Origin of the sequence: Hymenobacter edaphi (genome assembly GCF_003258365.1) — a bacterium.
GTDB lineage: Bacteria > Bacteroidota > Bacteroidia > Cytophagales > Hymenobacteraceae > Solirubrum > Solirubrum edaphi.
The window spans coordinates 1,178,555-1,194,895 of the sequence record NZ_QHKM01000001.1; the positions used below are offsets into that span (position 1 = coordinate 1,178,555).

General features: G+C 64.5%; 17 protein-coding genes. 8 read left to right on the top strand and 9 right to left on the bottom strand.

Annotated elements, in window-relative coordinates; genetic code table 11:
* The first annotated feature begins 360 nt into the window (after positions 1-360).
* The 3 genes from DLM85_RS04785 (at position 361) to DLM85_RS04795 (ending at position 2,292) form a co-directional block, all read left to right on the top strand.
* Complete coding sequence (locus DLM85_RS04785) at positions 361-873, top strand: FKBP-type peptidyl-prolyl cis-trans isomerase (RefSeq protein WP_111476903.1); 513 nt, start codon at positions 361-363, stop codon at positions 871-873.
* A gap of 144 nt (positions 874-1,017) precedes the next feature.
* On the top strand, positions 1,018-1,440 hold the full coding sequence (locus DLM85_RS04790; protein ID WP_165822008.1) for a DUF3592 domain-containing protein: 423 nt from the start codon (positions 1,018-1,020) through the stop codon (positions 1,438-1,440).
* Positions 1,441-1,593: 153 nt separating this feature from the next.
* Positions 1,594-2,292 (top strand): carboxypeptidase-like regulatory domain-containing protein, encoded by a 699-nt coding sequence (locus DLM85_RS04795; protein ID WP_111476905.1) that lies wholly within the window; start codon positions 1,594-1,596, stop codon positions 2,290-2,292.
* Positions 2,293-2,646: 354 nt separating this feature from the next.
* Here the strand turns inward: DLM85_RS04795 and DLM85_RS04800 are convergent, their stop codons facing one another.
* Both DLM85_RS04800 and DLM85_RS04805 read right to left on the bottom strand, forming a co-directional pair.
* The gene (locus DLM85_RS04800) at positions 2,647-4,134 is read right to left on the bottom strand and encodes an amidohydrolase family protein (protein WP_111476906.1); all 1,488 of its coding nucleotides are present in this window, start codon (positions 4,132-4,134) and stop codon (positions 2,647-2,649) included.
* Positions 4,135-4,318: 184 nt separating this feature from the next.
* The gene (locus tag DLM85_RS04805) at positions 4,319-4,912 is read right to left on the bottom strand and encodes an acyl carrier protein phosphodiesterase (RefSeq protein ID WP_111476907.1); all 594 of its coding nucleotides are present in this window, start codon (positions 4,910-4,912) and stop codon (positions 4,319-4,321) included.
* A gap of 153 nt (positions 4,913-5,065) precedes the next feature.
* Here DLM85_RS04805 and DLM85_RS04810 point away from each other — a divergent pair, with 153 nt between their 5' ends.
* The 5 genes from DLM85_RS04810 to leuS all read left to right on the top strand — a co-directional run bounded on the left by DLM85_RS04810 (position 5,066) and on the right by leuS (position 10,335).
* A complete protein-coding gene (locus DLM85_RS04810; protein WP_111476908.1) occupies positions 5,066-5,578 on the top strand; it encodes a pyridoxamine 5'-phosphate oxidase family protein in 513 nt (170 codons plus the stop codon).
* Positions 5,579-5,670: 92 nt separating this feature from the next.
* Positions 5,671-6,378: a spheroidene monooxygenase gene (locus DLM85_RS04815; RefSeq protein ID WP_243635863.1), complete on the top strand. Its 708-nt coding sequence runs from the start codon at positions 5,671-5,673 to the stop codon at positions 6,376-6,378.
* A 344-nt stretch (positions 6,379-6,722) separates the two neighbouring features.
* Complete coding sequence (locus tag DLM85_RS04820) at positions 6,723-6,977, top strand: hypothetical protein (protein WP_111476909.1); 255 nt, start codon at positions 6,723-6,725, stop codon at positions 6,975-6,977.
* A 9-nt stretch (positions 6,978-6,986) separates the two neighbouring features.
* Complete coding sequence (locus tag DLM85_RS25710; protein ID WP_207890954.1) at positions 6,987-7,448, top strand: hypothetical protein; 462 nt, start codon at positions 6,987-6,989, stop codon at positions 7,446-7,448.
* Between the two features lie 103 nt (positions 7,449-7,551).
* Entirely contained in the window at positions 7,552-10,335 is a 2,784-nt protein-coding gene (leuS, locus tag DLM85_RS04830; protein ID WP_111476910.1) for a leucine--tRNA ligase, read from the top strand.
* 167 nt (positions 10,336-10,502) lie between these two features.
* Here leuS and DLM85_RS04835 read toward each other — a convergent pair whose 3' ends face one another.
* The 7 genes from DLM85_RS04835 to DLM85_RS04865 form a co-directional block, all read right to left on the bottom strand.
* A complete protein-coding gene (locus tag DLM85_RS04835) occupies positions 10,503-11,153 on the bottom strand; it encodes an NAD(P)-dependent oxidoreductase (RefSeq protein ID WP_111477507.1) in 651 nt (216 codons plus the stop codon).
* A gap of 78 nt (positions 11,154-11,231) precedes the next feature.
* Complete coding sequence (locus DLM85_RS04840) at positions 11,232-11,678, bottom strand: Rrf2 family transcriptional regulator (protein WP_111476911.1); 447 nt, start codon at positions 11,676-11,678, stop codon at positions 11,232-11,234.
* A 76-nt stretch (positions 11,679-11,754) separates the two neighbouring features.
* Positions 11,755-12,117, bottom strand: a complete 363-nt coding sequence (locus DLM85_RS04845) for an MmcQ/YjbR family DNA-binding protein (protein WP_111476912.1) — start codon at positions 12,115-12,117, stop codon at positions 11,755-11,757.
* Between the two features lie 24 nt (positions 12,118-12,141).
* Complete coding sequence (locus DLM85_RS04850) at positions 12,142-12,321, bottom strand: DUF6728 family protein (RefSeq protein ID WP_111476913.1); 180 nt, start codon at positions 12,319-12,321, stop codon at positions 12,142-12,144.
* Between the two features lie 130 nt (positions 12,322-12,451).
* On the bottom strand, positions 12,452-12,979 hold the full coding sequence (locus DLM85_RS04855; protein WP_111476914.1) for a GNAT family N-acetyltransferase: 528 nt from the start codon (positions 12,977-12,979) through the stop codon (positions 12,452-12,454).
* A 110-nt stretch (positions 12,980-13,089) separates the two neighbouring features.
* Positions 13,090-14,673, bottom strand: a complete 1,584-nt coding sequence (locus tag DLM85_RS24950; RefSeq protein ID WP_133256905.1) for a DUF6770 family protein — start codon at positions 14,671-14,673, stop codon at positions 13,090-13,092.
* Positions 14,674-14,700: 27 nt separating this feature from the next.
* Complete coding sequence (locus DLM85_RS04865) at positions 14,701-16,308, bottom strand: hypothetical protein (protein WP_111476915.1); 1,608 nt, start codon at positions 16,306-16,308, stop codon at positions 14,701-14,703.
* Positions 16,309-16,341 lie beyond the last annotated feature (33 nt).

Sequence of the window (16,341 nt, forward strand, 5' to 3'; positions counted from 1 at the left end):
GGAGCGGGCGCCGCAGCCTGACGGCAACGCCCCGTAGTCATTGCGAGCGAAGCGCAGCAACCGCAGGAAGGCGGAGCCAATCCTTCCGCTCGCGGCACGACGGCCCCACTGGTACTGGCCTAAACGGCGCCGCCCGACGTCACAGCAGCTGGCTTCGGGCGGTCCTATTTTTGGGCAGCAAGTGGCGTAGCGGCGGTGCTCCTGGAGGACGGATGGCCGCGCTTCGCTCGCAGTGACTACGGGGCGTTGCCGTCAGCCACCGGCACCGTTACAAATCTGCCCTCAGCCCGAACAAAGCGGCGCCCGGCGCGTTATTTTCCCTTACTTGCCATTGTTTTCCTTATTCCTCCCCCCGAACCCATGCAGATTGCAGATCAAAAGGTCGTGACGCTGACCTACGACCTGAGCGTAACCAACGACGAGCAAGCCAAACAGCTCGTGGAAAAGGCCGAAGCCGATTCGCCCATGGTGTTTCTGTTCGGCATGAGCGGCCTGCCCGAGGAGTTCGAGCAGCAGCTGCAGGGCAAGCAGCCCGGCGACTCGTTCAGCTTCACCCTCTCGCCCGAGCAGGGCTACGGCGAATACGACCAGGACGCGCTGGTGGACCTGCCCAAGCAGGTATTCGAGGTCGACGGCCAGACCGACGCGGAGATGCTGCAGATCGGCAACTACCTGCCCATGTCGGACAACCACGGCAACCACCTGCAGGGCAAGGTGGTGTACGTCGGCAACGACACCGTGAAAATGGACTTCAACCACCCGCTGGCCGGCATGACCATGCACTTCGACGGGCAGGTGGTGGACGTGCGCGACGCGACCAAGGAAGAGCTGGACCACGGCCACGTGCACGGCGAAGGTGGCCACCACCACTAAGCTGTATGGCTGGTTAAAACTAAAAACGGGGCCTTACAGCCCCGTTTTTTTTATTTTTCGCCGCTGCCCCCCAGCACCGTGCCCGCCCCTGGCCCAAGGCGCACAACGGGGCCTTGGTGAAGCATGGTGACTTTTAAACTGCGGATGCCTACTAACTACTCAGCCGTCGGAGCCACAGCCGTGGGCGGAATCGGCTTCGGCCTGTATCAGATTTACCAGTGGTTTCGGGGCCGGGCGCTGCGCCGCCACGGCAAGCCGGTCACCGCAACCATCCGGCGGGTGGTGCGGCGGCCATTGGCCCGGCCGCCGCAGCTTCGCCTGGAAGTGGCGTACCGTACCGAGCCGGGCACGCGCCACCACGCCGTCCTCAACGTGCCGGACACCGTGTATTTTCAGTACGCCGAGGGCGAGGAAATAGCGCTCTGGTACCACCCCCGCCGCCCCGAGCAGGTTGAGCCGGAGGCGCGGCTGCTGGACGCCGATTCAGACTCCCCGTTGTACACGGGCGTGTTGCTGGTCGTCGTCTTCTCCTACTTCCTACACGAAGCGGTTCAGGCGCTGCGCTGAGGCCCAAGTAGCCGGCGCTGGGGGCGCATACCGGGTTTGCTCTTGCGGCAGCCGGCTGGCGCAACCAATTGGGCGGTATCGTCCTCTCCCTCTCAACTGGCCGCGGCCTGCTTTCTTGGTCACTCAACTTCATCCTCTCTATTCGCTCCTCGCATGCCTAGAATTCTTTGCTTTCTGCTGCTCGTCCTGCTTACCACCACGGCCTTTGCCCAGCGCACCATCAGCGGCCGCGTGGTGGCCCAAACCACCAAGGAGCCCCTGCCCGAAGTAACCGTGCGGGTGGAAGGCCAGCCCGGGGCCGTCGTTACCGACAAGGCCGGGCGGTTTTCGCTGACGGTGCCCGCCGCCGAGACGCCCCTGACGTTTTCGCACCTGGGCTTCCAGCCCGTGACGGTGCCGGCGGGGCAGCTTGGCGCCGAAGTCAGCCTGGCCGAGCAGAGCTACCTGATTGGCGAGGTGCAGGTCAGCTACGTGCAGCTGCAAAAGCTGCTGCTGCGCCAGTGGCGCATCGCACCGGCTTCGCTCGATGACGCTGCCCGGGTAATCACCGCCCGGGTGCGGGCCCAATCGGGCGACAAGGCCGAAATGCTGGAGAAAAACCCCGACGCCGTGCGCCGCGTCATGGAATCGGCCCGCTATGACTTCCGGCCCGACGGCATCGTCAAAACCAAGCTGATGATAGCCGGCCACAAGCTGCGCTGGCAGCTCGACGAGGAAAGCCGTACGCTTACCGTGGTGGATCAGGAAGGCGGGGAGCGGAAAATCAAGGTGGTGGAGCTGACCGCCGACCGGCTGGTATTGCTGGGCCAGGCCCCCAACGCCCCGGCCATTACCTACGTGCCGGCCAAGTAGCGGGCCGGCAGCCGCACGCCAACCAGGAGCCGGGCGGCAGCAGTTGTTCAGCCCATTCAGACGCACGCCGGCTTTGGGCTAACGCGCCCCGAGCGGCCGTTGCGCCCCTCGCTGCCCTAAACAATGCCCTCGTTAAAACCACAGAACCGGCCCACTCAGGGCCGGTTCTGCGTTACAGCGAATCTACGAACGGCGTATCAGGCGCGCAGGGACGCCCCCTGCGTCGTCTCGGTGAATGACAACCCCCAACCGGCGCGGCCGCCAAGGCGCAAGGGTGCGTCTTGGCGGCCGCGCCGGTCGTAAATCCGCGTTAGAAACTGGTTTTTTGCAGCTTGGCAGCGGAGGCTGGTGGATTTAGAGGGCGAAATTTGTCAGCTTCAGCTTAGGCCGGTTTGCGCCATTGCCATTGACCGCCTTTTCGGTAAAAGCGGCCGTCAGCTGTGGGTTAGCGGGTGCCTCAAACACCAGGGCCATATAGTGGTTGATAATCTTTTGTTCAAAATCCACGAACCCTTTTTTGACTGAATCCTCCAGCTGATCTTTAATAGTATCTTCTTTAATAAAGGAGCGCCTGATTGAGTTAATAACCAGCTCTTTAATCTGGTCATACGTGAATTTATAACGGTGGGCCAAAATCACGTATTGCTCGGTAATGCTTGAGCGCAGCACGCCTTCATCATCGGTGCAGATGACGATGGGAATGCCGTTTTTGTAGTACAGCTCAACGGGGTGCATATCATTCGCCACGCCCAGAATGAACTCATTACTCGATAGGTTTATCTCAATAACTACATCTTTTTCTTTCAGCAGTTCGATGGTGCTGGTAAACTCGTTGTCGTAGATAATATCCACGGCGTGGCCAATGCGGGTGGGCTTGGCAATGGTAATGGCGTCGCGGATGTGCCGCCCTAGTTTCTCGGGCTGCACCATGCCCGTGGTAAGTTCCCCGGCGTGAATGGCGTACTGCACGCCTTTGTACTTCGCTTCCAGGTAGGCGTAAAACTGCATATGCAGCCAGTAGTCACGCATGGCTACCTCCCCGTTCTCCGCGGCCACAATGTTTACGCCGACAATAAGCGGGCTTTGCGCGGCGGAGTAAAAGCACGCCAGCAGCTCAATAAACATGTCGGTCGGCTGGCGGAACCGGGCCGCGTAGTTCTGGTAGCGCATGATGAAGCTGGCGTCATCCATCTTGCTGACGGTATGCAGCTGCTTCACCATTTCGTTGTGCTTGTCCGCCACCTTCTGAATATCAAATTCGTGGCGTTCAACTAATTCATCCAGCACGCTGGTCAGCAGAGCTTTATTTTCCAGCCGCTGGCAGTACAGCATTACCTGATCATACTGGGCCTCGTTGGGCACCGTGATGGTTTTCAGGTCCAGGCTGATGAAGATGGTCTCGATGTAGCTGATGCGCTGGTTCAGCGCCCGTTTCTTGAGCTCAATCAGCCCTTCCACGTAGTTTTCCTTGCTGGCCACCGAGAAGCTGGGAAACGTAGCGAAGAAGTGCTCATCGTTTGATTCAACGCCTTTGGTAAAGTCCTTGTCCGACCACTTCCGCAGCATCCGCAGCTTCACCTGCTCCAGGTTCTCCAGCTTGGAAAAGCGTTGCCACTCCGGCAGCGTAGCGGCCACCGGCGTCGGCAGTTCCTTGACGACTTCCAGCGTTTCCGTATTGATATAATAGTTCTTCTCGATTACGTAGGCGATGTAGCTTTCCGCGTAGATCGAGCCGGAGTAATGGTGGTGCAAGTCGCCGCCTTTCGGCATCATGCTGAAAAAGGAGAAGAGCGCCGAGCGGTTGCCGCGCAGTTCTGCGAGAATAGAATTGAGGGATTCCATTGCGGTGGTTGATAAAGTGAGGGGTTGCCCGGGGCAGGTGCGGAAAGGCCGCGCTCAAGCGGGGCAATATATCGTTAATTGATTATAAGCCCGGAAGTATTATCGGCGGCCAAACGGCGGCCGGAGCGGCGCAGGCGTCCCTGGCCGACTGGCCAGCCGAAAACGCCCCGGCTGCGGCGGGCAGCTACGCAGACGCTTCCACCGCCATCCGCAGCTCCGGCCAGAACGCCTCGAAATCCGTCTGATAGGCCGCCAGCTCGGCCAGAAACGCCGGCCCGCCGGTAGCCAGCACTGCGGCGCCCGGCACCCGGCGGCTCAAGCCCTGCAGCGCGCGTTTCAGCCCTTCGGGATACGCGTAGCCCGTCAGCCAGTCGCCCTCTTGCATGTACGGCAGCATGTGGCGCAGGCGCTCGGGCAGCTCGTGGCGGCGCTGGTGCAGCAGGGCGTACATGCGCTGGGCAAAGGCCGGCAGCGGCTCCTGCGGGTCGTAGTGGTAGCGCTGGAAGTCGCGGGCCAGCAGGTGGTCGTAGCCCACGTCGGCCACCACGCCGGCCCACTTGCCCAGGCCGGCGGCGCGCAGGCGGGCGGTGCTGCGGCGCACCACGGGGTGGGCGTCGGTGAAGCTGTCGATGAGGCGGTGCAGGCGGATGCCGCGCTGCACGGCGGGCGCGAAGGCGGCCACGGCCGCGCGGCCGCGCACGGCTTCGGCGGCGAAGTTGCCGAAGAGCCGGTCGTCGTCGTGGGGGCCGGAAAGGACGAGGTGGGCGAGAAAATTCACAGCGGGGCGGCGGGTGGAGCGGCCGGGAACGGGCCCCGGCGGATAACTACAATGTTTTCACACCAATGGTTATGGGGGCTGAACCCCGCACCGCTCCGGCCCGTAAGCCGGGGTAGTTATTTCTCCTTGATTCCACACCAAAACACCCGCCCCATGTCCGAGAAAACGCCCGTGACGCACGACCTCTCCAAGCTGTTCGAGAAAATCAAGGACGTGCGCATTGCCATGCTCACCACCGCCGACGAGCAGCACCAGCTCCACTCGCGCCCGATGTACACCATCAAGCCCGAGCACGACGGCTCGTTGCTCTTCTTCACCGACGCCGACTCGGCCAAGGTGTTTGAAGTACGCCGCGACGACAGCGTAAACCTGAGCTACTCCAACCCTGACGACAACGTGTACGCCTCCGTGACGGGCCATGCCTCGGTGTACCACGACCAGGCCAAGATCAGCGAGCTGTGGTCGGAGCCGATGCGCGCCTGGTTTCCCAAAGGCAAGGAAGACCCGAGCATCCGCATCCTGAAAATCGTCATCGACAAGGCAGAGTACTGGGATTCGCCCAGCTCCATCCTCACCCAGGCCTACGCCTACGCCCGCGCCGTGGTGACGGGCGAGAAAAGCAAGGACGACGACGTGAACCAGCACGCGCAGGTGAAGGCCCGCTAACGGCTATTTTCGGCCTTGCACCGATTGTTGAGCGGGACGGAAGCCATTCCGTCCCGTTTTTTGTGGCCTTGCCCCACTTCTTTTCGTTTCTGTTGCCCTTGTCCGTCGCCACGCTCTCCATCATCACCGTTCGGCCCGCGGCCCGCCGCTGGGCCCTGGCCCGCATGGGCACCGTGCCCGCGCAGCTGCGCCGGGTGCCGGGCCTGGGCTTCCACAAGCTGCTCGGCTCGGGCTTCGATTTCGGCCTGCGGCCCAATTTTCAGCGCTACGGCTTTATGGCCAGCTGGGCCGATGAGGCGGCGGCGCAGGCGTTTTTCGCTCAAGACCCCGTCTGGCAGGCCTATCAGCAGCGCAGTCAGGAACTCTGGACGGCTTACCTCGCGCCCCTGCAGGCCCACGGCCTCTGGGACGGCCTTGCCCCGTTTGGCGCGTCGGCCGCATCTGCCGCGCCCGATGCTCCCGTGGCCGTGCTCACGCGGGCCAGCATCCGGCCGCTGCGGGCGTGGAGCTTCTGGCGGGCCGTGCCCCCGGTGAGCCGCACGGTGGCCGCGGCGCCGGGGCTGCTGGCCGCCATCGGCCTGGGTGAGCTGCCGATTGTGCGCCAGGCCACGTTCAGCCTGTGGGAATCGGGGCGGCAGATGCAGCAGTACGCGTACGGCGCGCAGCACGAGGGCCGGCACCGCGACGTGGTGCGCCGCACCCGGCAGGAAGGCTGGTATTCGGAGGAGCTATTTGCCCGCTTTGCGGTGCAGCGCACCGAGGGGCTCTGGGACGGGCGCAACCCGCTGCCGCTGAGCTAGGGACAAAAAAAAAGAGCAGGCCCCCCGTCACGGCACGACCCCACACCTGAAGTCGCGCCATGTTGCCGCATTTGACGGGCAGCCTGCTCACGACAAAGGTGCGACATCCCGCGGGCGCGCCAAACCGCATTTCTACGGGTTTTAGCCGGTTATTAGTACGGAATCCGGTCGAGCTTAGGAGCACACTTGAGCCTGTATAAGCCGGAAACGGCAATCCGTTGCGCGCTGCGGCTACGTAGTAGTCGCAGCTATTTTCCGGACGCCGGCCGATGGCCCTAACGATATTGGCAGTAAATTCACATTAGATAGCACTGTATTCCGGGTATACCATTTTGTTTTCCGTTATGACTCCCGATGAGCTGGCCCAGGCCGGATTCATATCCGCCCGTTCCATCACCGCCGCGCCGCGTTACGCCGAAGGCCACCTTTACGTCCACCTCACGGCCACCGGCGCCCTGCGCATGTTCGTGCCCTTCGACGCCACCCGGGAAGTGGAGCTGTCGACCGGCCACCTGCTCCACCCCGACGTGCTCTACCGCGGCTCCGTGCGCGACGCGGTGGCCCTGGTGCAGCTGGCCCAGCACTGGAGCGAGTCCTAGAGCAGTGGCATGAATACTATTGCAGCCACTCCGCACCAGACACTCTACGCCGCCCAACCGCACTTGCACCTGTTCATCGACGGGCAGCCGCTGGACGAGCTGCTGCACCAATACTATCCCGAAGACAATTACCAGGGCCTGGTGACTACGCTGCTAAGCTGGCTCGACCGGCCAGACGAGCGACAGGGGGTGTGGGAACGGGCCACGCTGCACAGCAACAACTGCGTGAAGCTGCTCATGTGCCCCGACGACCTGGACCTGAGCTGCACCGTCGTTGCCGCCGAGGTAGTCATAGAAGAGGAAATTGTCCGCTGGACCCGAATCGGCTGGGATGCCACCACCAGTCCGGACCCCGCAGACTGCTGCCGCGAAATGCAGTGGCTGCCGCTGATTCCGGCCTTCGCGTTTAACCGCGCCGAGTACCAGCGCTGCCTCGCTGCGTTTGCGGCGGTGCTCGACCAGCCCGAATAGGCAGCAACGAAACCGGGCCACGCCCGATTTTCCGGCCGGAAGCCGGCTTGCCGCCATTTCCGCGTATTTTCGCCGGCTCAACCGCTTTGATTCCGACGACGCTATGCCCGGCTACCGACCGCAGGAGATAGAGAAGAAATGGCAGCAGTTCTGGCACCAGAACCAGACGTTCCGCGCCCAGAACCACTCCGACAAGCCCAAGTACTACGTGCTCGACATGTTTCCCTACCCCTCCGGGGCCGGGCTGCACGTGGGTCACCCGCTGGGCTACATTGCCTCCGATATCGTGTCGCGCTACAAGCGCCACCGCGGCTTCAACGTGCTGCACCCCATGGGTTTCGACTCCTTCGGCCTGCCCGCCGAGCAGTACGCCATCCAGACCGGGCAGCACCCCGAGAAGACCACCCGCGAAAACATTGCCCGCTACATCGAGCAGCTCTCGGCCCTGGGCTTCAGCTACGACTGGTCGCGCGAAATCCGCACCTCCAACCCCGACTACTACAAGTGGACGCAGTGGATTTTCCTGAAGCTGTTCAACTCGTGGTACAACCTCGATACCAATAAGGCTGAGTCGATTCGGACTCTGCAGGACAAGTTTGCCGCCGAGGGCTCGAAGGGCGTGCGCGCCGTGTGTGACGAAGAGGAAGTGCACGACTTCTCCGCGGGCCAGTGGCAGATGATGACGGAGGCCCAGAAAATTGCCGCCGTGCACCCCTACCGCCTCGCCTACCAGTCGGAAACCTACGTGAACTGGTGCGCCGGCCTGGGCACGGTCTTGTCGAACGACGAAGTGAAGGACGGCGTGTCGGAGCGCGGGGGCTTTCCGGTGGAGCGCCGCCTGATGCCCCAGTGGAACCTGCGCATCACCGCCTACGCCCAGCGTCTGCTCGACGGCCTCGACCACCTCGACTGGCCCGACGCGGTCAAGGAAATGCAGCGCAACTGGATTGGCCGCTCGGTGGGCGCCGAGGTGCGCTTCGAGGTCGAAAACCACCCCGAGCTGCCGCTGACCGTGTTTACCACCCGCCCCGATACGCTGTTCGGCGTGTCGTACCTGGCCGTGGCGCCCGAATCGGAGCTGCTTGACGTGCTGACCACGGCGGCGCAGCGCGAGGCGGTAACCAAGTACGTGGAGTACGCCAAAAACCGCTCGGAGCGCGACCGGATGGCCGACGTGAAGACCATCACCGGCGAATTCACCGGCGCCTACGCCCGGCACCCGTTCAGCGACGAGCAGCTGCCCATCTGGGTGGCCGACTACGTGCTGGCCGGCTACGGTACCGGCGTGGTCATGGCCGTGCCCGCCCACGACACCCGCGACTACGCCTTTGCCAGGCACTTCAGCCTACCCATCGTGCCGGTGGTGGAAGGCTATGACGAAGCCGCCGGCGAGGCCTACGTGGCCAAGGAAGGCCGGGTGATAAACTCCGACTTCCTCAACGGCCTCGACGTGAAGCCCGCCATCCAGGAAGTCATCAAGCGTTTGGAGGAAAAGCAGATCGGCAAGGGCAAAATCAACTACCGCCTGCGCGACGCCATTTTCGGCCGGCAGCGCTACTGGGGGGAGCCGATTCCGGTGTACTACCGCGACGGGTTGGCCTTCGGCGTGGCCGAGCAGGATTTGCCGCTGGTGCTGCCCGAAATCGACGAGTACAAGCCCACCGAAACCGGCGAGCCGCCGCTGGGCCGCGCCCAGGACTGGCGCTACCGCAACGAGTTTGAGTTCGAGCTGAGCACCATGCCCGGCTGGGCCGGCTCCTCGTGGTACTACCTGCGCTACATGGACCCCAAAAACGAGGACCGGTTCGTGGGCGAAGAAGCCGAGCGGTACTGGCAGAACGTGGACCTGTACATGGGCGGCGCCGAGCACGCCACCGGCCACCTGCTCTACTCCCGCTTCTGGCACCTGTTCTTGAAGGACCTGGGTCTGGTCACGACCGAGGAGCCCTTCCAGAAGCTCATCAACCAGGGCATGATCCTGGGCCGCTCGAACTTCGTGTACCGCCTCAACGGTACCAACACCTTCGTGACGGCCTCCAAGCGCAAGGACTACGACACTACCGCCCTGCACGTGGACGTGAACATCGTGGAAGACGATGTTCTCGACGTGGAAGCGTTCAAGAAGTGGCGGGACGACTTCGCCAATGCCGAATTCATCCTCGAAGACAACGGCACCTACGTCTGCGGGGTCGAAATCGAGAAGATGTCGAAGTCGAAGTACAACGTGGTGAGCCCCGACACGCTGACCGAGCGGTACGGGGCCGACGCGCTGCGCCTGCACGAAATGTTCCTTGGGCCGCTGGAGCAGTTCAAGCCGTGGAACACCCAGGGCATGACCGGCGTCTCGGGCTTCCTCAAGAAGCTCTGGCGCTTGTACTTCCCCGAGGACCGCGACTGGGCCGTGACCGACGAGCCCGCCACGCCGGCCGAGTTGAAGGCCCTGCACAAGGCCATTCGGAAGGCACAGGAGGACATCGAGCGGTTCTCGTTCAACACCTCCGTCAGCACCTTCATGATCTGCGTGAACGAGCTGTCGGCGCTGAACACCCACAAGCGCGCCATCCTGGAGCCGCTGACGGTGCTCATCTCGCCCTACGCCCCGCACCTGGCGGAAGAGTTGTGGGAGCAGCTGGGCCATGCGGCCGGCTCGCTCAGCACCGCCCCTTTCCCCGAGTTCGAGGAGAAATTCCTGGTCGAAGACTCAGTGAACTACCCGGTGGCCATCAACGGCAAGGTGCGCGAGCAGATGACGTTTGCCGCCTCCGCCACCGCCGCCGAAATCGAGGAGGCCGTGCGTGCCACCGATATTCTGGCCCGCTTCGCCGAGGGCAAGCCCGCCAAGAAGGTTATCGTGGTGCCCGGCCGTATGGTAAACGTGGTGGTGTAAACCTCACCCCCCGGCCCCCTCTCCTTAGGGAGAGGGGGAGCCAGGCGTCAACTTTGAGCATATGCTAAGGCAATGAAAAGGGCCTCCGGTGCACACCGGAGGCCCTTTTCATTTCACACAATCGTTCGGCTCCCCCTCTCCCTAAGGAGAGGGGGCCGGGGGTGAGGTTAATACGCCGCTGTGAAGCGCTGGCGGCTGAACTGGTGCTTTTCTACCTCGTCGAGTACGGCCACGGCCAGGTCTTCGCCCGAAAGGATGCTGCGGCCCTGCTCGTTGAACACCGGATTTTCGGTGCCGAGGCGGTACTGGCCGGTGCGGCCGGTGTCGATGCCCTGGTGCATTTCGATGGCCGGGCTGACGAAAGTCCAGTCGAGCGTTTCATTGCCGCGCAATTCGCCCAGGTAGTCGCGGGCGGCGGTGGCGCCGGGCTTGTACTCGGCCGGGAACTGCGGGCCGTCGACCAGCTGCGCGTCGCCGATGTAGAGGCTGCCGGCCCCGCCGATGACCACGAGGCGCGGCACGCCAGCGGCTTCGGTGGCTTGTTCGATGGCGCGGTTGCCGGCCAGGGAATCGGCGTACAGGTTGGGGTTGGTCCAGCCGGCGTTGAAGGCGTTGAGCACCAGGTCGTGGCCTTTCAGCTGCGCAGCCAGCTGCGCGGGCTCGTTTACGTCGCCCTGCACTACTGTAAGGTTGGCGGGCTGCTCGGGGAGTTTGCTTGGGTCGCGCACGATGGCGGTTACCTGGTGGCCGCGCTGCAGGGCTTCGCGCAGCAGGTTCGAGCCGACAAAGCCGGTGGCGCCGAGGAGGGCAATGTTCATGGGTTCGGTCATTTGAGTTGGTGATGCAAAGGAACAACCTATTGTAACCATATTTGTTACAATAACTGAGAAAAAAATTTAACCCACCCCTACCGCCGTCCGCGCGACAATGTCCAGCGCGACCTGCTGCAGGGTGACGGTAGCCAGTTGCTGCTCCAGCGCCGCCTGCGCCCGCTGCAGCGTGTCGTTCAGCGCCGCCTGAATGTTGCGGCCCACCGGACAGGCCGGATTGGGCTGCTCGTGGATGCTGAACAGCTGCCCGGCTTCCACCACCTCGGTGGCCCGGTACACGTCGAGCAGGCTGATGGCGGCGGGCTGGCGCGAGAGGAAGGTGCCGCCCGAGGCGGGGCGCACTTCCACCAGCCCGGCTTTCTTGAGCTGCCCCAGAATGCGCCGGATAACCACCGGGTTGGTGTTGACGCTGCCGGCCATGCGCTCCGAGGTCAGCAGGCCGTCGGTGGGGCGGTGCGTGGCCAGCAGGGCCAGCACGTGCACGGCAACGGAAAAGCGGCTGCTGATCTGCATGAGTGAAGGGGAAAGATGAACGGGGTTGGCTTGGCAGCTGTAACCAAGTAGATTACAACAAGGTTCGGCGGCGGGCCTACTCCTGCTCGGCTTCGGCCAGCTCGGCCTGCACGGCGCGGGGCAGGGAGGCGCGCACCAGGTCGTAGGAGTGGTCGATGTACTCGCGCAGCTGGCGCCCGGTGACGCCGGTGCCGATGAGCACCGTGTTCCAGTGCTTCTTGTTCATGTGGTAGCCGGGCAGCACGAAGTCGTGCTCCTCGCGCAGCTGGGTGGCGCGCTCCGGGTCACACTTCAGGTTCACGCTGCTGAAGTCGTCGATGCTGGTCAGGGCGTAGATTTTGCCGCCGACCTTAAACACCAGCGTATCGGGGCCGAAGGGCGTTTCCTCGGTGGTGCCGGGCTTGGCGAGGCAGTAGTCGCGGAATTCTTCGATGTTCATAACGGGCGACGAACGGCAGGGCAGTTAGCGCAGGATGACGAACTTGAAGAGCATGTAAATCAACCCGGCCAGAAACATCAGCATCGATATCTTATTGATCGTGTGCATGGTGCGCAGGTTGAAATTGGTGTGGCGGTTGGGGTCCTTCTTGCGGAAGAAATAGCCGAACACCGGGCCGAAGTCGAATAAGTCCTTGGTACGCATGGGGCAGAAGCAGTAGAGCCGTGGAAAAGCGAAGGTAGCAAAACGCCCGGCGCCGGCCGTCGGCGTGCGGGGCCTTGGTAACAGCTTCGCGGGCCGGATAGTTGCCGTTGCGGCCGCTTCAGCACCGGTTTCAACCCTGCGCAAACGCCGCCGGGTAGCGCACCGTGCCCGCCGCCCGGGCCAGCGCGCCGGGCCGCAGCTCCAGGGCCATAAAAGCGGCATCGGGCACTTCGAACGGGGCCCGGATGCCCCACAAGCTGGCCGGGGCGAAGCCGAAGCGCGGGTAATACTCCGGGTGGCCCAGCAGGATGACCGACCCGTGGCCCCGGGCCCGGCCGGCCGTCAGCCCCGCCTCCACCAGCGCGGCCCCGATGCCCCGGCGCTGCTGCGCGGGCTGCACGGCCACCGGGGCCAGCGCCAGGCTGGGCGTGGACGAGCCACCGGCCGCCGGCTCAATGCTGATGGGCGTCAGCAGAATGTGGCCCACTACTTCGCCGGCCAGCGTGGCGACCAGGGCCAGCGCGGGCGCGTAGCCGGGGCCCTGGCGCAACCGCTCCACCAGCCGGGCCTCGCCGGGGCCGGCAAAGGCGGCGCGCAGCAGCGCAGTTACGGCGGGGAAATCGGCGGGCGTTTCGGGGCGGATCAGCAGGTCGGACATCGGGCGGCGGGAACTAGCCGGCCGGAAAGTACGGCTTCGGCCACGGCAAAGGCCCCGGCGCCGACAAGGTGTCGGCACCGGGGCCTTGTTTGGGCAAGCGCGGGACGGGTTTACTGCAGCGCCACCGTTTGCAGGCGCAGCATCTTGCGGCCGGGCTCGTAGCGGTAGAGCAGCACCTTGCCGGGCGTGGCGGCCACGAAGCCGGTCAGCGGGTCCTGGCGGAAGTACACCGGCTGGGGCGGCGCCTCGCCGTACACGAACTTGTTGACGACTTCGGCGGTGGTGTTCAGGTTCTTGCGAAACAAATCGATGCCCTGCTGCAGCTCGTTGGTGGGCTGGGGCGGCGCGGGCGGGTCGGGCAGCTTTTCCAGCGACGAGGCGGCCCGCACGGCCGTGCGGGTGGGCACGTTGGCCAGCACCGTGGCGTAAGCGTACTCCTGCTGGCCTTCCACACCGGTGTAGAGCAGGTAGGGCTCGGCCTGCTTGCCCACCACATGGCGGTAGTGGCTGTAGCGCAGCTCATCGGCCGAGCTGCCGGCCTTGAAGGTGCGCGCCACCGGGTAAATCCCGGCGGGTTTGCCCGTGGCGTCGAAGTTCAGCACGACGAACGGGCCGGGCTGCAGGGCGCCGCCGGGCTGCACCGAGGTGCTGTACTCCCCGATCAGCTTCACGTCGTTGCCGGTGGTGGTGAGGAGTTCGTGCAGGGGCAGGTAGCCGCGGCGCGACTGGACGCGCGGGCCCAGCGAGGGGTCGTTCAGGCTTTTGCCGAGGTCGGCCCAGCTGGTGAGTACCGGCGCGGCGGCCGAGCCGTCGGGCTTGTAGGTGGTCAGAAACACGCCCTGGGCGCTGTCGACGCGGGTGGCGCGGCTGTTGAAGTACAACCCGGTGGTGGCCACGCGGCCGTCGGCCAGGGGCAGCAGCTGCTCGGGCAGCATGGTCAGGCCGTCGCGGCGGGTGGGCGTGCGGTAGAGCACCCGGCCGCTGGCGCGGTCGATGCCGAGCACCGCGAAATCGGTGATGGTGCGCTGGGTTTTGAGGTTGCGGTTTACCACGTAGGTATCCGACAGCACCAGCGTAATCACGTCCTTGCTCACGGCCACCTTCAGCGGCACGTGCTGGCGCAGATCCTTCGGGAAGTACATCTGCGACCATTCCGGCTTCAGGTTGGCGTCGAGCACGGTGATGGCGTAGCCGGTGGTGTCGTTGCGGTAGGGCTGCACCAGGCACACGCCGTCGGTGGGCGTGCCCACCACCAGCGGGGTGCCGGCGGGGGCGCGGCGGGTCTCGGGCAGGGCCTCCAGCTCGCGGCCGAGCTGAGCGCCGGTCTGCGTGTTGAAGGAGTACAGGGCCAGGCCGGCGCCGCCGCGGCTGTGGAAGGCCAGCGTGTAGGTGGCCTTGCCGGGCAGCGTGGCCAGCGGCACGGCGCCCACCGGCACCGGCAGGGCGTACTGGTACTTCACCTTCAGCTCGGGGTCGAGCACGCGCACGGCGTAGAGGTCGTGGCCGTCTTCGCCGGCTTCGCTGCGGTACAGGGCCAGGTAGCCCTTGCCCTCGATGGGCAGCAGCTGCGGCTGGCCGGGTACGCCCTTGATGGAGAGTTGTTGCTGGGCCTGGGCGCGGCCGGGCAGCAGCAGGCCCGCCGTCAGGGCCAGGGTGAGCAGCCCGCCGAGGGGCCGCTTAGGGAAAGTCGTCATCGAAATAAACGGAATAAACACGCGGAATTACTTCAGGCCGGGCACGTCGAGCACCTGCAGGCGCAGGGTCTTGGCGGCTTTGTCGTAGTGCGAGTAGAGCAGCTTGCCCGGGGCGTGGGGCAGCACGTCGTCGTAGGCCAGGTCCTGGTTGGGGGCGGCTACTTCGTGCTCAAACTCGCGCACCGTCAGCTCGCCGCGGTCCTTGTCGGCGGGCACCACCGGCTGATCCAGGTAGAGGCGGGAGAACAGGTCGTCGCGCTTGTCGGTCAGGGCCACGGAGTTGACGTACTGCAGGTTCTGGTGCCAGTTCAGGTACACCAGCCGGGGCGTGGCGCCGGGCGCCAGGAAGCGGTAGCTGTACATCGTGCGCTGGGACCAGTCCTCGGGGCCGCCGCCCACGCTGCGGTTCTGGTAGAGCTTGTAGGGCTTTGGAATGCGGCGGATGGCTTGCACCTTGCCCTGCGCGTCGAGGTCGAGCACCACGAAGTCGAGGATGTAGCTGCGGGTGTTGCCAATGCCGAAGCCGCCCATCGAGCCGAAGCTGCTGTTGCTGTTGGCGGCCGGCGCCGGGGCCGACTTCATGCCGCCGGCCCGCTCGTAGTCGGCGTCGTTGTAGCCGAAGTTCTTGTAGGTTTCGCCCACCAGCTGGTAGCCGCCGCCGGGCTTTTCCAGGATTTCGTGCAGCTTGATGCCGGGGTAGTTGCGCACGGTGAAGACGGCCACGCTGGAGCGCGAATTCAGCTGCTGACCCAGCTCCTCGGTGTAGGGCGTGGTCGTCAGAAATTCCTGCTTGCCCTCGGGCGAGAGGCCCATGGAGAAAAAGCCGCCGCGGGGCGGGGCATCGGGCTTTTCGGTGTACACGGCCGGGCGCGGCGACTTGTCGGCGTAGGGCCCGGCCAGCAGCAGGCGCCCGGCCTTGTCGACGCGGGCAATGTTGGGCAGCACTTCGCTGGGCGCCGCGGGCAGGGCCGGGCGGGCTTTTTCGGCCCCGGTGGCCCCGTCGAGGCAGGCGACTTCCCAGCCGGCTTTCGAGTACTCGTCGATGGCGTAGACGTGGGCGTCGTCGGCGGCGAAGCGGCGCAGCTGGTACTTGCCCTTTTCGGGGGCGAAGTCCTTCTGCCACTTGGGCTTAAAGTCGGCGCCGTAGCGGGCCACGGAGTAGCCCTTCTTGTCGGCGTCGATGGGGTAGGCCAGGTAAAAGTCGCCGCCGGTGCCGGCCGGCTCCAGGGCGGTGATGCTGCCGAACACGTCGGCCAGCGGCACGTGAATGTCCTGGGTTTTCTGGCCGGCGGCGTTGAACTGCAGCAGGGTGCCGTCCTTGCCGTTGTAGAAGCAGAACACCGTTTTGTCGCCCACGGCGCGGGCGGTGAGCAGCTTGCCGTTGCGGCCCAGGCGCACGTCGGTGGTCGAGAGCTTTTTCAGGTCACGGCCGTAGAGCTCCAGGTGAAACAAATCGTACACGTTGCGCTCCTGGCGCATGGTGTAGTAGAGCTGCCCGTCGGCCGATTTGAAGCCGGTAAACGACCAGGCTTCCACGTCGGGAATGGTAACGTCCTGCGCCACGGCGGGCCCGGCGGCCAGCAGCGCCAGCAGCAGCCCGCGGCTCAGGCCGCGGCGCGTAAAGCGGGTATTCATGCAGTCGATAAGAAAAGGAATGAGGTGAAATCA

What these genes read in the sequence shown, in the direction of transcription:
- DLM85_RS04785 (WP_111476903.1), top strand. Translation starts at nt 361, where the DNA reads ATGCAGATTGCAGATCAAAAGGTCGTGACGCTGACCTACGACCTGAGC.
- DLM85_RS04790 (WP_165822008.1), top strand. Translation starts at nt 1,018, where the DNA reads ATGCCTACTAACTACTCAGCCGTCGGAGCCACAGCCGTGGGCGGAATC.
- DLM85_RS04795 (WP_111476905.1), top strand. Translation starts at nt 1,594, where the DNA reads ATGCCTAGAATTCTTTGCTTTCTGCTGCTCGTCCTGCTTACCACCACG.
- DLM85_RS04800 (WP_111476906.1), bottom strand. Translation starts at nt 4,134, where the DNA reads ATGGAATCCCTCAATTCTATTCTCGCAGAACTGCGCGGCAACCGCTCG.
- DLM85_RS04810 (WP_111476908.1), top strand. Translation starts at nt 5,066, where the DNA reads ATGTCCGAGAAAACGCCCGTGACGCACGACCTCTCCAAGCTGTTCGAG.
- DLM85_RS04820 (WP_111476909.1), top strand. Translation starts at nt 6,723, where the DNA reads ATGACTCCCGATGAGCTGGCCCAGGCCGGATTCATATCCGCCCGTTCC.
- DLM85_RS25710 (WP_207890954.1), top strand. Translation starts at nt 6,987, where the DNA reads ATGAATACTATTGCAGCCACTCCGCACCAGACACTCTACGCCGCCCAA.
- leuS (WP_111476910.1), top strand. Translation starts at nt 7,552, where the DNA reads ATGCCCGGCTACCGACCGCAGGAGATAGAGAAGAAATGGCAGCAGTTC.
- DLM85_RS04835 (WP_111477507.1), bottom strand. Translation starts at nt 11,153, where the DNA reads ATGAACATTGCCCTCCTCGGCGCCACCGGCTTTGTCGGCTCGAACCTG.
- DLM85_RS04840 (WP_111476911.1), bottom strand. Translation starts at nt 11,678, where the DNA reads ATGCAGATCAGCAGCCGCTTTTCCGTTGCCGTGCACGTGCTGGCCCTG.
- DLM85_RS04845 (WP_111476912.1), bottom strand. Translation starts at nt 12,117, where the DNA reads ATGAACATCGAAGAATTCCGCGACTACTGCCTCGCCAAGCCCGGCACC.
- DLM85_RS04850 (WP_111476913.1), bottom strand. Translation starts at nt 12,321, where the DNA reads ATGCGTACCAAGGACTTATTCGACTTCGGCCCGGTGTTCGGCTATTTC.
- DLM85_RS04855 (WP_111476914.1), bottom strand. Translation starts at nt 12,979, where the DNA reads ATGTCCGACCTGCTGATCCGCCCCGAAACGCCCGCCGATTTCCCCGCC.
- DLM85_RS24950 (WP_133256905.1), bottom strand. Translation starts at nt 14,673, where the DNA reads ATGACGACTTTCCCTAAGCGGCCCCTCGGCGGGCTGCTCACCCTGGCC.
- DLM85_RS04865 (WP_111476915.1), bottom strand. Translation starts at nt 16,308, where the DNA reads ATGAATACCCGCTTTACGCGCCGCGGCCTGAGCCGCGGGCTGCTGCTG.